Annotated in this window: 14 protein-coding genes and 2 pseudogenes; all 16 read left to right on the plus strand. The window is 52.5% G+C overall.

Annotated elements, in window-relative coordinates; all coding sequences use genetic code 11:
* Positions 1 to 27: 27 nt before the first annotated feature.
* A complete protein-coding gene (locus RJD28_09460) occupies positions 28 to 1,626 on the plus strand; it encodes an FAD-dependent oxidoreductase (protein WNV59593.1) in 1,599 nt (532 codons plus the stop codon).
* 170 nt (positions 1,627 to 1,796) lie between these two features.
* Positions 1,797 to 2,045, plus strand: a complete 249-nt coding sequence (locus RJD28_09465) for a DUF4321 domain-containing protein (GenBank protein WNV56588.1) — start codon at positions 1,797 to 1,799, stop codon at positions 2,043 to 2,045.
* Positions 2,046 to 2,165: 120 nt separating this feature from the next.
* On the plus strand, positions 2,166 to 2,894 hold the full coding sequence (gene radC, locus RJD28_09470) for a DNA repair protein RadC (protein WNV56589.1): 729 nt from the start codon (positions 2,166 to 2,168) through the stop codon (positions 2,892 to 2,894).
* A gap of 15 nt (positions 2,895 to 2,909) precedes the next feature.
* A complete protein-coding gene (locus RJD28_09475; GenBank protein ID WNV56590.1) occupies positions 2,910 to 3,911 on the plus strand; it encodes a rod shape-determining protein in 1,002 nt (333 codons plus the stop codon).
* Positions 3,912 to 3,950: 39 nt separating this feature from the next.
* Positions 3,951 to 4,808 (plus strand): rod shape-determining protein MreC, encoded by an 858-nt coding sequence (gene mreC, locus RJD28_09480; protein ID WNV56591.1) that lies wholly within the window; start codon positions 3,951 to 3,953, stop codon positions 4,806 to 4,808.
* A gap of 50 nt (positions 4,809 to 4,858) precedes the next feature.
* Positions 4,859 to 5,341, plus strand: coding sequence for a rod shape-determining protein MreD (gene mreD / locus RJD28_09485; GenBank protein WNV59594.1), 483 nt, complete (start codon positions 4,859 to 4,861; stop codon positions 5,339 to 5,341).
* A gap of 3 nt (positions 5,342 to 5,344) precedes the next feature.
* Positions 5,345 to 6,217 (plus strand): hypothetical protein, encoded by an 873-nt coding sequence (locus RJD28_09490; GenBank protein ID WNV56592.1) that lies wholly within the window; start codon positions 5,345 to 5,347, stop codon positions 6,215 to 6,217.
* Positions 6,129 to 8,243, plus strand: coding sequence for a penicillin-binding transpeptidase domain-containing protein (locus RJD28_09495; GenBank protein ID WNV56593.1), 2,115 nt, complete (start codon positions 6,129 to 6,131; stop codon positions 8,241 to 8,243). Before RJD28_09490 ends, RJD28_09495 begins: the two co-directional genes overlap by 89 nt.
* Before the next feature lie 253 nt (positions 8,244 to 8,496).
* Positions 8,497 to 8,904, plus strand: coding sequence for a septum site-determining protein MinC (locus RJD28_09500; protein ID WNV56594.1), 408 nt, complete (start codon positions 8,497 to 8,499; stop codon positions 8,902 to 8,904).
* Between the two features lie 2 nt (positions 8,905 to 8,906).
* Positions 8,907 to 9,717, plus strand: a pseudogene (gene minD, locus RJD28_09505) (septum site-determining protein MinD).
* Positions 9,714 to 9,983, plus strand: coding sequence for a cell division topological specificity factor MinE (gene minE / locus RJD28_09510; protein ID WNV56595.1), 270 nt, complete (start codon positions 9,714 to 9,716; stop codon positions 9,981 to 9,983). Before minD ends, minE begins: the two are co-directional and overlap by 4 nt.
* A gap of 9 nt (positions 9,984 to 9,992) precedes the next feature.
* Positions 9,993 to 11,121, plus strand: a pseudogene (locus RJD28_09515) (FtsW/RodA/SpoVE family cell cycle protein).
* A 2-nt stretch (positions 11,122 to 11,123) separates the two neighbouring features.
* Positions 11,124 to 11,519, plus strand: coding sequence for a methylglyoxal synthase (locus RJD28_09520; protein ID WNV56596.1), 396 nt, complete (start codon positions 11,124 to 11,126; stop codon positions 11,517 to 11,519).
* A gap of 28 nt (positions 11,520 to 11,547) precedes the next feature.
* Entirely contained in the window at positions 11,548 to 12,489 is a 942-nt protein-coding gene (locus RJD28_09525) for a serine hydrolase (GenBank protein WNV56597.1), read from the plus strand.
* 100 nt (positions 12,490 to 12,589) lie between these two features.
* Positions 12,590 to 13,012 (plus strand): twitching motility protein PilT, encoded by a 423-nt coding sequence (locus RJD28_09530; GenBank protein WNV56598.1) that lies wholly within the window; start codon positions 12,590 to 12,592, stop codon positions 13,010 to 13,012.
* 394 nt (positions 13,013 to 13,406) lie between these two features.
* A complete protein-coding gene (locus tag RJD28_09535) occupies positions 13,407 to 15,179 on the plus strand; it encodes an HlyD family efflux transporter periplasmic adaptor subunit (protein ID WNV56599.1) in 1,773 nt (590 codons plus the stop codon).
* The last annotated feature ends 10 nt before the right edge of the window (positions 15,180 to 15,189 follow it).

A 15,189-nucleotide genomic window follows, 5' to 3' on the forward strand; every position in this document is an offset into this window, starting at 1 on the left:
AAGGAGAATCGAGGAAGCATGGGCCAGATTTATCAGATCAATCAGGTGAAGGTTCCTTATGGAGCCACCGGGGAACAACTGAAAAAAGCAGCGGCAAAGCAGGCGGGATTGGACGGGAGCGTTTTTTCTTCTTTTCGAATCGTGAAGGAATCACTGGATGCCAGAAAAAAGCCTCAGATTTTCCGGGTGTGCAACGTGCAGGTCACACTGACATCAGAGAAAAAAGCGGCAGCAGCCCTGAAAAAAGGGAAGCTCTTAAAGGTACAGGAGAAACCCTACACATTGCCTGCCGCCGGAACAGAAACCTTAAAGCACCGGCCGGTGATCATCGGCAGCGGCCCGGCAGGACTGTTCTGCGGCCTGCTGCTGGCAAAAGCCGGGTATGCGCCGTTGCTTCTGGAGCGGGGCGCATCGGCACCGGAGCGGAAGGAACGGCTGGAGCAGTTCTGGGCAGGTGGCATATTGGATGTGCGGGCCAATGCCCAGTTCGGAGAAGGCGGCGCCGGGACGTTTTCTGACGGAAAGCTGAACACACTGGTGAAGGATCCCTTTGGCCGGAACCGGGAAGTACTGCGGATCTTTGCCGAAGCGGGAGCGCCGGAGGAGATTCTGTACATGAACAAGCCCCATATCGGCACCGACATTCTCATCGAGGTGATCCAGAATCTGCGAAAAGAAATCTGCGCCCTGGGCGGTGAGGTGCGCTTTTTCAGCCAGGTGACAGATCTGGACATCACGGACGGGAAGTTGACCGGCCTTACGATTAACAATGAGGAAAAAACAGCGGCGGATGTGGTGGTGCTGGCCATCGGCCACAGTGCCCGGGATACCTTTGAAATGCTGCGGGAAAAGCCGCTGCATATGGAGGCCAAGGCGTTCGCCGTGGGCGTGCGCATCGAGCATCCCCAGGCCATGATCCAGGCATCCCAGTACGGGGCCAATTGCCCATACGAGCTTCCTGCGGCCAGCTACAAGCTGACCCATACGGCAGAAAACGGCAGGGGTGTGTATAGTTTTTGTATGTGTCCCGGCGGCTATGTGGTCAATGCGTCCTCGGAGGAAGGTCGGCTGGCCGTCAACGGTATGAGCTATCATGACCGGGATTCCGCCAACGCCAACAGCGCCATGATCGTCACGGTGACGCCGGAGGATTTTCCGTCGCAGGATCCGCTGGGCGGTGTGGCTTTTCAGCGGGCACTGGAAGAGAAAGCCTTTGCCTTAGGAGCGGGCCGGATCCCCCAGCAGCTGTTCGGGGATTTCTGTGCAGGAAAGGTGTCCGAAGCATACGGGGATTTTGCAAGCTGTACCAAGGGCGCGACTGCCTTTGCCAATCTGCGGGAGCTGTTTCCCGAGGCGGTCAATGCGGCACTGGAAGAGGGGATTCAGGCCAGTGGCCGGAAGATCAGAGGCTTTGACCGGGCTGATGCGATCCTATCTGGCGTGGAGAGCCGGACGTCATCGCCGGTGCGGATCAGCCGGGATGAGAGGTGCCAGTCACCGGTGCAGGGCATCTATCCCTGCGGGGAAGGCGCCGGATATGCCGGGGGAATCACGTCTGCAGCCATGGACGGCATGAAAGTGGCGGAGGAGATTATTAAGAGATATGCGCCTCCGCGCCATTGTTAAAGAAAAATTAAGAACAAAAATTCTATACAATGAAATAACTGTGTGGTAGAATAAACAATGTATGTAAGCAGAACTGATGTTTACATAATATTTTTATGACAACCACAGGAACCGGAATTCTGTTTTTGTGGGATTCCGGTTTTGTTACTTAGGATGGAGGTATGACACAAATGAAGAAGAACTCCTGGGCCCTGTTCCTGCTCATTCTTGCCGGCATTGTACTGGGTGGATTTATCGGCTCGCTGGCATCGGATGCAGGGGTGTTTGGCTGGCTTGGCTACGGCCAGAGCTTCGGGATGGACAGTCCGCTTGTGCTGAATCTGGGTGTGCTTGTCATAACGTTCGGACTGTCGATTCATATTACCATGGCCAGTATCATTGGCGTGGTCATTGCCATTATCATTTATCGGCTGCTGTAGGCAGACGGTGCAGCTGTTTTCGGCATTTAGTGAAAAGTGCCTGACAGCTGCAAGAAACGAAAGCTGGCGAACCTGTTGTGTGACGATAGAAGAGAGTCATGAGAAACAGGAGGAATCGCTATGAAAAGAATGGAACAACGAGAACAGACGGCATCGGAGGAACGAAAGGGCATCTTAAGCCTGCCTCCGGAGGAGCGCCCCTATGAGAAATGCCTGGAGCAGGGCTGCCAGGCGCTGTCGGATGCAGAGCTTCTGGCCGTGATCATCCGCACAGGGGCAGTGGGAGATACGTCTGTGGAGCTGGCCAGAAGGGTACTGGATCTGGGCGGCAGACAGGGGAATCTGGCAGGCCTTTGCGGGCTGTCCGTGCAGGAGCTGACTTCTGTGAAGGGCATCGGTAGGGTGAAAGCCATACAGATTCAGTGTATTGCGGAGCTTTCCAGGCGCATGGCCAAGAGCCGGGCGCGGGACGGCTTATGCTTTCATGATCCCGCCAGCATCGCGGATTTCTATATGGAAGATCTGCGGCACGAGGAGCGGGAGCAGTGCAGAGTGATGATGCTGAATACGAGAAGCATGCTGCTGGCAGAAAAGCAGCTGTCCGTGGGCACGGTCAATGCTTCTCTCATATCTGCCAGAGAAATTTTTCTCGAGGCACTCAAATGCCAGGCAGTATATATTATTCTGATACACAATCACCCCAGCGGAGATCCGCATCCCAGCAGGGAAGACATTCTGCTGACCAAGCGGGTATGGGAAGCCGGGGAGCTGATTGGGATTTCGCTTCTGGATCATATCATTATCGGAGACAGAAGCTATGTAAGTTTACGGGAAGAGAATTTAATGTAGGAAAGGAAGAACGATATGACCGCATTTGGTATCGATCTTGGAACAAGTAATATTAAAATTTATAATTCGGCGACAGATAAGATCATGAATCAGAAAAATATTGTTGCCATTGCCAACCGCAACCAGCTGTTTTCTTTGGGAAATGAGGCGTTTGAGGCGTATGAGAAGGCACCGGCCAACATCCGGGTGTCTTTTCCCATGAGCTACGGTGTGATCGCGGATTTCAACAACATGCAGACGATTTTGCAGGTGTTCATCGAGCACAGCGGCAAGGGCAACCTGCGCGGCTCGGAATATTACATGGCAGTTCCTACCGATATCACAGATGTGGAGAAGCGTGCGTTCTTTGACCTGGTGGAGAGCTCCGGCCTTCGGGCCAGAAGGGTATTTCTGGTGGAAAAAGCGCTGGCAGACGGACTGGGCGTAGGTCTTGACATCCGCAGTGCCAGAGGAACGATGATGGTCAACATGGGCGCGGATACGACAGAGATTTCCATCATCAATCTGGGCGGTATCGTTCTGAGCAAGCTCATCAAGATCGGCGGCAACAAGTTTGACGAGGCCATCCAGACGAACATCCGCCGGGAATATAATCTGGTCATCGGCAGCAAGACGTCTGAGGCCATCAAAAAACAGCTGGCCTATGCGACGGAGCCGGACGAGGGCAGCGGTTTTGTGTACGGCAGAGACATTGTGACCGGTCTGCCTGCGGAGCTGCAGGTGTCCTCTGACTTCATCTATGATGCCATCAAGGAGCATATCCACTCTATCATTGATACGATCCGCGTCATTCTAGAGCGGACACCGCCGGAACTGGCAGCAGATATCATCCGGGACGGCATTTACCTCACCGGTGGTTCCTCTAACATCCGCAACATCCCGGAGCTGATCACCAAGGAGACGAAGCTGAAGGTCAATACCTTCGACTCCCCGGCAGAGAGCGTGGCAAGAGGACTGTCCCGCCTGATCAAGGAAGGGCAGTACCGGAGCCTGGCCTACACCAACAACGGTAAATAATGAAAAAGCAAGTGCAGATAGGAAATGTGAGTATACAATATGAGACGAAAATCAAAATTTTCTCTTCCAAGTAAATATATGCTTCTTCTGCTGACCATTCTCTGTGTCGGCATGATGTTTGTCACCTTTGTGACCAACGTCAACCTGGAGCCGGTGCAGACCGTGTCCGGCTATGTGATCGTGCCGATCCAGAAGGGCATCAACAACATCGGCCTGTGGCTCAGCGACAAGGTGGATTACCGGCAGACGCTGCAGGAACTGCAGGCGGAGAACCAGCAGCTGAAGGAGAAGGTCAACGAGCTGACCATTGAAAACAGTGAGCTGGTACAGGACACGTACGAGCTGGGACGGCTGCGGGATATGTATCAGCTGGATGCCAAATATCCGGGCTATACGAAAGTGGCGGCCCGCGTCATCGGCAAGGATGCCGGCAACTGGTTTTCCACGTTTATGATCGACAAGGGCACCGATGACGGCATCAACATCGACTGCAACGTGATCGCAGACGGCGGCCTGGTGGGCATCGTCACCCGGGTGGGAAAGGACTGGGCATCTGTCCGTTCCATCATTGATGATTCCAGCAACGTGAGCGCCATGACGCTTTCCACGTCGGATACGTGTATTGTCAAGGGCGATCTGGAGCTGATGAGCGACGGCCATATCCAGCTGATGCAGCTTTTGGATGAGGCAGATAAGATCCAGGTGGGAGAGGAGATCGTCACCTCCAACATCAGCGTCAAGTATCTGGAGGGCATTCCCATCGGCTACGTCAGCGAGCTTTCCTATGATGCCAATAAGCTGACGAAATCCGGCACGATCACGCCCATCGCAGATTTTCAGCATCTGCAGGAGGTGCTGGTCATCACAGACCGCAAGGAAATGCCTGCGGCAGAATAAAGATACGGAAAGGCGGTACAAGGGTGCTTCGCGTTTTAGCTGATTTTTTGATGATCATCATATGTTTTATTCTGCAGAACACGGTGTTCCAGGCGCTGGCTCTGGCTTCCATCAGTCCGAACCTGCTGGTCATTCTCACGTCCAGCATGGGCCTGATGCGGGGCAAGAAGGAAGGCATGCTGGTGGGATTTTTCTGCGGATTTCTGGTGGATATTTTTTATGGGGATCTGTTCGGGTTCTATGCACTGGTGTACATGTATATCGGCTATGTGAACGGATTTTTCAATAAGATTTTTTATGACGACGATATCAAGCTTCCCATGCTGGTCATTTCTGCCAGTGAATTTCTGTACAGCCTGATCGTCTATGTCTTTTTGTTCCTGATCCGGACAAGATTTAATTTCGGGTATTATTTTATCCATATCATCATTCCGGAGCTTGTATATACGATTGTTGTGACGCTGTTCCTGTACCGTCTGATCAACGGTGTCAACCGGAAGCTGGAACAGCCGGAAAAAAGAAGGAGTGCTTAGCTTTTGCTTGAAAATATCAAAGAAGCCCTGAAATCTGTTTTTCAATCGAGAATGTTCGTCCTTGTCGTTGTGTTCGGCATCCTGCTGGCGGTGCTGATCCAGCGGATGTTTGCGCTGCAGATCGTCAAGGGTGAGGAATATATGGATACGTTTCAGCTGAAGATCGAGAAGCAGCGGACACTTCTGGGTACCCGCGGCACGATCTATGACCGGAACGGGGTGCCGCTGGCTTACAACAAGCTGGCGTATTCCGTGACCATTGAGGATAATGGCACGTATGAGACCACAAGGGAAAAGAATGAAACGCTGAACCAGACCATCTACGATCTGATCCAGATCATTGAAAATTACGGCGGCGAGATCGACAATGATTTCCAGATCATCCTAAATGCCAGCGGACAGTATGAATTTTCCGAGGAGGGAACGAGACTGTCCCGTTTCAAGGCGGATATTTACGGCCGGAAAACCATTGAGGATCTGAAACCGCTGGAAGGGACTGCCACGGCAGAGGACGTCATGGATTATCTGTGCGGCAGCAAGAAATATGGCCTTTATGACGCTTCCGTGTACAGCAAGGATCCCGAAAAGGCAAAGGCAGAATGCGTGTATACCGATGAGGAGAAGCTGAAGATCGTCACGGTGCGCTATGCCATGGACCAGAACCGGTACCAGAAGTATCTGCCCACTACCGTGGCCACCGATGTGTCGGAAGAGACCGTGGCTGCCATTCTGGAGAACAGCGACAGGCTCCAGGGCATCGAGGTGTCCGAGGATACGATGCGTGTCTATGCGGACAGCAAATATTTTTTCTCATATCCTGGGCTACACGGGCAAGGCTTCCCAGGAAGAGATCGACGAGCTGCAGAAGGAAAATGACGAGTATACGACAGCGGATGTCATCGGAAAATCCGGGATTGAGCAGTATATGGAGACGACGCTTCGGGGACACAACGGCAGCGAGACGCTGTTTGTCAACAACACCGGTAAAGTCATCGAGATTTCCGAGCGGACGGAGCCCACGGCGGGAAATGACGTCTATCTGTCCATTGATGGGGAATATCAGAAAGCGGCCTACGATATTCTGGAGCAGAAGATCGCCGGAATCCTTTATTCCAAGATCGAAAATATCCGGGAATATGTTGCTTCGGAGAAGTCGACAGCCTCTGACATAAAAATCCCGATCGTTGATGTATACTATGCATTGATCAATAATAATATCATTGACATCTCCCATTTCCAGGAGGATGATGCCACCGATCTGGAGCGGTCGGTGTATGCGAAATACCTGTCCCGGCAGGAAGGGGTTCTGTCTTCCATAGAGGCCATGCTGAACAATGCTAACGCACCGGCCTACAAGGATGCGTCTTCCGATATGAAGGAGTACATGAGCTATATCGTGAACACCTATCTGATGAAGACCACGGGAATCCTGAATGCGGACAAGGTGGATACGAAGGATGCAACGTATGTGGACTGGACAAAGAACGAGGTCATCAACCTGTCCACGTACTTGAATTACGCGATTTCCAAGGGCTGGATCGACGTATCCCGGCTGAATCTGGATACCAAGTATCTGAATTCCCAGGAGGCGTATACCACGCTGGTGGGTGCCATCGTTGACGGTCTGCGCACCGACAACGAATTCGGCAAGCTGGTGTACAAATATATGATCAAAAACGATCAGCTCACCGGCAGAGAGGTCTGCCTGCTGCTCTTTGATCAGAAGGTGCTTTCCTACGATGACCAGGCCATTTCCGGCCTGCAGAGCGGCACTGTGACAGCCTATGCTTTTATCAAGGAAAAGATCCGCAACCTGGAGATCACACCGGCCCAGCTGGCGCTGGACCCGTGCTCCGGCTCGGTGGTCATGGTAGATCCCAAGGACGGCACACTGCTGGCCCTGGTGAGCTACCCGGGCTATGACAATAACCGGCTGGCCAATACGGTAGATTCCGCCTACTATGCCCAGCTGAACCGGGATCTGTCCAGCCCCTTCTACAACCACGCCACTCAGGAGCGCACGGCGCCCGGTTCTACCTTTAAACCGGTGAGTGCCATTGCCGGACTGGAGGAGGGCGTGATCTCTCTGGGAGAGTACATCACAGACCGGGGCATTTTTGAGGACATTCAGCCGTCCTCCCCGCGCTGCTGGATCTACACGAGCAGCGGTGCCACCCACGGCTCCATCAATGTGGTGCAGGCACTGGAGCACTCCTGTAACTATTTCTTCTATGAGGTAGGCTATCGTCTGGGTATGACCAATTCCTCCAGAGACAGCTACAACAGTGATACCAGTCTTGCCAGACTGTCCAAGTACGCCAAAATGTTTGGCTTTGAGGACACCACAGGGCTGGAGATCCCGGAGACCACACCGCAGTTTTCTGATCAGGATGCGGTGCGTTCCGCCATCGGACAGGGCAGCCATGCATACTCCACGGCGCAGCTGGGCCGGTATGTGGCAGCCATCGCCAACAGCGGAACGGTTTATGATCTGACCTTACTTTCCAAGGTGACAGATTCGGCAGGAAATCTGGTACAAGATTACTCGCCTTCTATATATAATCAGGTCAATATTTCCAGCACATCCTGGAACGCAGTGCATCAGGGCATGCGTGCCGTGATCGAAAGCACGGCATCCTACAAGGACATGCAGATCGACGCTGCCGGCAAGACCGGTACGGCGCAGCAGTCCACCAGCCGCCCGAACCATGCGCTCTTTATCGGATATGCACCTTATAACGATCCGCAGCTTGCGCTGTCCTGCCGTATCGCCTTTGGCTATACGTCCAGTAATGCGGCTGAGGTATGCCGGGATATCATGAAGTATTACTTCAACCTGGAAAATAAGGACGATATATTGAACGGTACCGCTTCAGAGGCGGGCAGTGTGATTGGCGACTAGGTAAGGAGGGATACAGTTATCAGCCCGGTGGTCATTAAGAGCAGCTCACAGGGAATGGTGCTCCGGCTGGATCCGGCGCTTCCGTTCGAAGAACTGAAAGAGGCAGTGGCGGAGAAATTCCGGGAATCCGCTGACTTTTTCAAAGATGCAAAGGTGGCACTGGCCTTTGATGGCCGGGAACTTACAGAAGAACAGGAAATGGAACTATTGCAGGTCATCGATGAGAATACGAGACTGAAGGTATACTGCATCGTTGACCGGGAACATTTGGAGAAAAGAAAAAGAGGACAGGCAGGACGAAGAAGAACTGAAAAACATTGGGCAGTTCTTCCGGGGTACCTTACGTTTCGGACAGGTGCTGGAGTCGGAGACCGGCATTGTGATCATCGGCGATGTGGAGCCGGGGGCACAGGTCATCGCCAGAGGCAGCGTGGTTGTCATCGGCCATCTGAAAGGAACGGTATACGCGCAGAGCCCGGAGCCGGGAGAAGCCTTCGTGGCGGCTCTCTACATGGAACCGGAGCTGATCAGGATCGGAATGTACACAAGAAAAAGCAGAGTAAAGAGAAGCGGCGGCCCTATGCGGCCGAAAATGTGCCGCGTGAAAAATGACAGACTCTGTTTTGAGACCATTCATGGAACAAACCTTCTGGAGGAATGAGTATGAGTCAGGTAATTGTTGTTACATCCGGAAAAGGCGGTGTCGGGAAAACGACTTCCGCAGCGAACATAGGGACAGGTCTTGCCAGACTGGGATATAAAGTTGTATTGATCGATACAGATATCGGGCTTCGGAATCTGGACGTGGTCATGGGGCTGGAGAACCGCATCGTCTATAATCTGGTGGATGTGGTGGAGGGGAAACTGCCGGATCCGGCAGGCGCTCATCCGGGATCGGCGGTATTCCACGCTGTATCTCATGCCATCGGCCCAGACCAGGGACAAGACCGCGGTATCTCCTCAGCAGATGAAGAAGCTGGTGGAAGAGCTGCGGGATGAGTTTGATTTTGTGCTGCTGGACTGCCCGGCAGGCATCGAGCAGGGCTTTCAGAACGCCGTGGCCGCGGCTGACCGGGCCATTGTGGTCACCACACCGGAGGTATCGGCCATCCGGGATGCAGACCGGGTCATTGGCCTTCTGACAGCAGGAAATATGCCGAAGATCGATCTGGTCATCAATCGGATCCGCATCGATATGGTGCGAAGAGGGGACATGATGTCCATTGAAGATGTGGTGGGCCTGCTGGCCGTGGATCTTCTGGGCATTGTGCCGGATGACGAAAATATCGTTGTTTCCACGAATCAGGGGGAGCCGCTGGTGGGGACAGACTGCCCGGCAGGGGAAGCCTACCGGAATATCAGCTGTCGGCTTGCCGGGGAAGAGGTGCCGTTTATGGAGCTGGATCATACCGGCGGGCTGCTGGCCCGGTTCCGGCATCTGTTCCGGAAGAATAAGGAGGCGGCCGCCGGATGAGACTGATGGATTTTTTCAGGAAAAAGAATTCCAGGGACATTGCCCGGGACCGCTTGAAGCTGCTGCTTGTATCTGACCGGGCAAGCTGTTCTCCGGAGATCATGGAAGCGATCAAGAACGATATGATACAGGTCATTTCAAAGTACATGGTGATCGATACGGAAGGGATGGACATTCAGATCACCACCGCAGACGAAGGACATAAGAAAATGCCGGTGCTGTTTGCGAACATTCCCATCCGTGACATAAAAACTACAGAAAAATAAGGTGTTTGGATGTTTAAACAATATCAGTTGAAAAATTATAATTTCCGTCTGATTGTTCTGGTTTTAGCCTTAAGTATCATGGGAATACTCGTGATAGGAAGTGCCAAGGAAAGCTCCCAGATCAAACAGATCATCGGCCTGGGCCTAAGCCTTGTGGTTATGGTGGTGGCTTCTCTGGTGGATTATACGTGGCTTCTGAAGCTGCAGTGGCTCATGTATGCCGGCAGTATCGCCATCCTGGCGGCGGTCATCTTTTTCGGAAAAGAGGTCAACGGTTCCAGACGGTGGTTTGAGATCCCCCATATCGGGCTGACCTTCCAGCCGGCGGAGCTGGTGAAGATCCTGATGATCCTGTTTTTTGCAAAATTTTTCATGGATCATCAGGAAGAGCTGCAGCAGAAAAAACCGGACAGTGCTCATCGCAGTGGGACTGGCGGCGCCGCTTTTGCTTCTCGTGTACAAGCAGCCGGACCTTTCCACGACCATCTGCATGACGCTGATCTTCTGCACGATGATCTACATTTCCGGCATCAGCTATAAATGGGTCCTGGGGGTACTGGGCGTTGCGCTGCCGGTGGGCATTATCTTTTTCAGCATTATCCTGAACCCGGATCAGACGCTGATCCAGGGCTATCAGGCGGGACGTATTCTGGCCTGGCTGTATCCGGAAAAATACCCGGATCTGGCCTATCAGCAGCAGAATTCCATCATGGCCATCGGCTCCGGGCAGCTGTCCGGCAAGGGTCTGGCCAACAACGTCATCGCTTCCGTGAAGAACGGAAACTTCATTTCCGAGCCGCAGACGGATTTTATTTTCGCAGTGGCAGGAGAAGAATTGGGTTTTATCGGAAGTTGTGCTATAATTATCTTAATCTTCCTGATCGTTTTTGAACTTCTGCGCATGGCCGGGAAGGCCAGAGACTTTTCCGGAAGAGTGATCTGCTGTGGAATGGCTGCCCTGATCGGCTTTCAGAGCTTCCTGAACATCGCAGTTGCCACGGGACTGATCCCCAACACGGGTATCCCGCTTCCCTTTGTCAGCTACGGACTCACCTCGCTGGTCAGCCTGTATGCGGGAATCGGCATTGTCCTGAACGTGGGACTACAGACATCTTACAGTAATTACAGGAGAGACTGAATATGAATATCGGCTTAATCGCACATGATTCGAAGAAAATCCTGATGCAGAATTTCTGCATCGCCTACCGGAATATTCTCGTGAAGCATCATCTGTTTGCCACGGGAACGACCGGCCGCCTCATCGAGGAGGCAACCAATTTAAGCGTGCGCAAATATGCGCCGGGTATCACCGGCGGCGCGGTGCAGCTGTGTGCAGACATTGAGATGAACACCATTGACCTGGTGATCTTTCTGCGGGATCCGCTGACAAAGAAACCAAAGGAGCCAGAGATCAACGATATTGTACGGCTGTGCGATATGCACAATATCCCTCTGGCCACCAATCTGGCGTCTGCGGAGCTTCTGGTGAAAGCCATGAACCGCGGGGATATGGAGTGGCGGGATGTGTTCCGCTAGAAGGCGGGCGGCCGCTCTGGCCGGTAGCTTGGCAGTTCTGCTGTCCGTATCCGGCTGTTCTGCCCAGGAGGAGCTGGTGCTTTCCTATGACAACAGCTCTGCCCTGTACGGCATGGCTGCCCAGGATGAGACGGCTTCCGAGACGGTGGATTTCTTTGCTTCGGATCTGTGCGTGACTGATGCTGATGTAAACAATGAGGCTGGCAATGATTTTACGTCCGCTTCCTCCGGTGTCTTTGATACCACAACGGGCGAAGTGGTCTATGCCGATAACGTATTTGAACGGCTCTATCCGGCCAGCACCACCAAGATCATGACGGCGCTGGTGGCGCTGAAATATGGCAATCTTTCGGATACGGTGACCGTGAGCGCCGATGCACTGAACCTAGAAGAGGGTTCCTCTGTCTGTTATCTGAAGGAGGGGGATCAGCTGACGCTGGAGCAGTGTCTGTACGGCCTCCTGATCAAGTCCGGCAATGACGCCGCCAATGCCATTGCGGAGACAGTGAGCGGAAGCAGTGATGCCTTTGTGGCGCTGATGAACCAGGAAGCAGCCGCCCTGGGGGCGGTGGACACTCATTTCGTCAATCCCAGCGGCCTTCACGACGAGAATCACTACACGACGGCTTACGACCTGTACCTGATCTTCCAGGAAGCACTGAAAAATGAGACCTTCCGCACCATCATTCATACAGACCGGTATCTGACGGCCTATACGAGTGCGGCGGGAGAGCGGATCAGTGTGACGTGGAGTACCACGAACCAGTATCTGACAAAAGAAGCGGACGCACCGAAGACCATCACCGTTGTGGGCGGCAAGACAGGCACCACACTGGCGGCAGGCTCCTGCCTGATCCTGCTCAGCGAGAACGCGGCAGGCGAGGAAAACATCACCGTTGTGATGAAATCCAAGGATAAAACGACCCTTTACACAGAAATGACAGAATTATTGAATAAAACAGTGAAATAATGGTTGTAAATTCGTCTGATGTGTACTATAATAAGGGAAAGAAAGTTGTATTTTTTATACAATTTAGATAAAAAATACATAACGCAAGGAGGAGATGTCAATGATACAGTTAATCGTCGGCAAAAAAGGAAAAGGGAAAACAAAACATCTTTTAGCAAAGGTAAACGATGCGATCAAGGGAGCCAAGGGAAATATCGTTTATCTGGACAAGAGCTCCAAGCATATGTATGAGCTGAACAACAAGATTCGTCTCATCAACGTGAAAGACTATGGCATTGAGAACTGCGATGAATTCGTTGGTTTCATCTGCGGCATCATTTCCCAGGACCATGACCTGGAAGAATTGTATTTTGACAGTTTCCTTAAGATCGCAGGTCTGGAAGAATGTGAAGATCTTGCTCCGGTATTCGCAAAGCTTGACAAGATCAGCGAGACCTATCATATTAACATCACAATCAGCGTTTCGAAGGATGAATCAGAGCTTCCGGAGGAAGTAAAGTCGAAGATTATTGTTTCCTTATAAGAGAAAAGGAGACATCCGATCAGATACATAGGAGACAGGGCGGGAATACACAGAAGGCGTGTGTTTTTGCCCTGTCTTTTCATCCGTGGAAATTGTGTGAACAGGTCTTTTTTTATAGGAAAATTGTGTTATAATAAGATGCGTTGGAAAAATGAGCGACGCCGCAGGCGGCATTTATTTTTCCTGCATCGTCATCAAAATGAACAGCCTGCGGTCAGCAGGCGATAAAGTGCGTAAGCACGGGTTCATGAGATAGGGGAGCGAGGAATCGGCGACCCTCGAACGAACAGCCTGCGTTAGCAGGCAGGTATGCGTGAAGCGCATATTCGTGAGATGGGAAGAAGCGAGGATTTATCAATTTATATTATAAAAAAGTAACAGGGAGGCATCTATTTTGGCAGCGAACCAGCGTCAGCGAAGAACATACAGCCAGGCAAGATCCAGGGATGGACGCCGGAATCGCCGCAGCCGGAATCGGTCGGAGCGGGAACGCCGGGACCGATCCAGGCAGATTGCCTACGATGACAGATATGAAGACCGATACAGGCAGCCGCGCCGTAGACGGGAAAGCGAGGAAGGCAGAGCCGACCGACGGCGGAATCGGGATGCTTATGATGAACGATATGTCCGGAGCCGTCGAGGCCGAAATACGTATGATGAACAGTATCGCCGGGAGCGCCGAGAAGAGGGCCGTTACCGTGACAGATACGACCGGAACCGATATGAGAACAGTTATGACAGACGTCAAAGATCAGACGATTATGGCAATGGTTCCGGCCAGCGCCGCAGGCCCCGGCCGCGAAAGGTGGCAAAATACCGCCGCCCGCTGCCGGTCAAAACAGGCATGCTCATATTCAGCCTGATCTTTTTGTGCATGCTGTACTACGTCTATGCCTATTTCAGTTCCACCCGCATTTCTCCCTATGAGGTACAGGCAGGCTCTATTGTGGTAGATAACACCTGCGAAGGGCTGGCCATCCGGCAGGAGGATATCGTGTATGCGGACGGCTCCGGGTACATCAGCTATTACGCCAGAGCCGGAGAACGGGTGGCCGGTTCCAGCAACGTCTACACGCTGGATGAGACCGGACAGGTGATCAATACGCTGACGGCCAGTCTGGACGGGGAAGCGCTGGATGCAGACAGCCTGAATTCACTGAAAACAAGCATGGAAGCATACGAGTCATCCATTTCCAGGACGAGCTTCAGCCAGGTATATGATTTCAAGAGCCGTATGGAAAATCAGATCCTTTCGGTGATGAATGACCGTCTGATCGCTCAGGCGGATGCGCTGGAGGAAGAGACCGGCGGCACCTTTAATTTTGTGAAGGCCACGGAAGCCGGAATCATCGAATTTTACACGGATGGTTATGAAGGGGTGACCAAGGACACCTTCACCAACGATATGCTGGATTCCACCTCCTACGAAAAACGGGATCTGTCCCAGGCGGATATCGTCAATGCCGGTGATCCGGTGTACAAGCTGGTGACGGATGAGACATGGAATATCATTATCCCGCTGGATGATGAGAAGCTGGAAGCGCTGGCGGACAAGTCCTCGGTGTCTATCCGTTTTCTGAAAAACAATCTGGAGACGACAGCGGGCATTGAGATCATGCGGCGGGACGGCCTGGCATATGGCGTGCTGAGCCTGTCCAATTATATGGTAGATTTCGCGGAAGACCGGTATGTGCAGGTAGAGCTGAAGCTCAGCCAGATCGAAGGCCTGAAGATTCCTGCCACGGCCATCATCGAGAAGCAGTTTTACACGATCCCGGTGGGCTATGTGACAACCGGCGGCGATGACGATTCCGATGGTTTTCTGCGGGAGACATACATGGAGGATGGCAGCACCAGCACGGTATTTGTGCCCACCACGATTTACGAGACGACGGATGAGGTGTATTACGTGGACTGCAACGATTTCAGTCCGGGGGATTACATTGTAAAGCCGGATTCCGAGGAGCGTTACCAGATCGGTACCACCGCATCCCTGAAGGGCGTCTACAATATCAACCGCGGCTATGCCGTATTCCGGAAGGTAAACATTCTGTACGAATCCGGGGAATACTGCATTGTGGAGCAGGGAAGCACCTACGGCCTGTCTATTTACGATCATATCGTGCTGGACAGCAAGGCAGTAAAAGAAGAAGAGATTATTTATTAACCATATATCC

This window comes from Oscillospiraceae bacterium NTUH-002-81, from assembly GCA_032620915.1.
In the GTDB taxonomy this organism is placed as follows: Bacteria; Bacillota; Clostridia; order Lachnospirales; family Lachnospiraceae; genus JAGTTR01.

What these genes read in the sequence shown, in the direction of transcription:
- RJD28_09465 (WNV56588.1), top strand. Translation starts at nt 1,797, where the DNA reads ATGAAGAAGAACTCCTGGGCCCTGTTCCTGCTCATTCTTGCCGGCATT.
- radC (WNV56589.1), top strand. Translation starts at nt 2,166, where the DNA reads ATGAAAAGAATGGAACAACGAGAACAGACGGCATCGGAGGAACGAAAG.
- RJD28_09475 (WNV56590.1), top strand. Translation starts at nt 2,910, where the DNA reads ATGACCGCATTTGGTATCGATCTTGGAACAAGTAATATTAAAATTTAT.
- mreC (WNV56591.1), top strand. Translation starts at nt 3,951, where the DNA reads ATGAGACGAAAATCAAAATTTTCTCTTCCAAGTAAATATATGCTTCTT.
- mreD (WNV59594.1), top strand. Translation starts at nt 4,859, where the DNA reads ATGATCATCATATGTTTTATTCTGCAGAACACGGTGTTCCAGGCGCTG.
- RJD28_09495 (WNV56593.1), top strand. Translation starts at nt 6,129, where the DNA reads ATGCGGACAGCAAATATTTTTTCTCATATCCTGGGCTACACGGGCAAG.
- minE (WNV56595.1), top strand. Translation starts at nt 9,714, where the DNA reads ATGAGACTGATGGATTTTTTCAGGAAAAAGAATTCCAGGGACATTGCC.
- RJD28_09520 (WNV56596.1), top strand. Translation starts at nt 11,124, where the DNA reads ATGAATATCGGCTTAATCGCACATGATTCGAAGAAAATCCTGATGCAG.
- RJD28_09530 (WNV56598.1), top strand. Translation starts at nt 12,590, where the DNA reads ATGATACAGTTAATCGTCGGCAAAAAAGGAAAAGGGAAAACAAAACAT.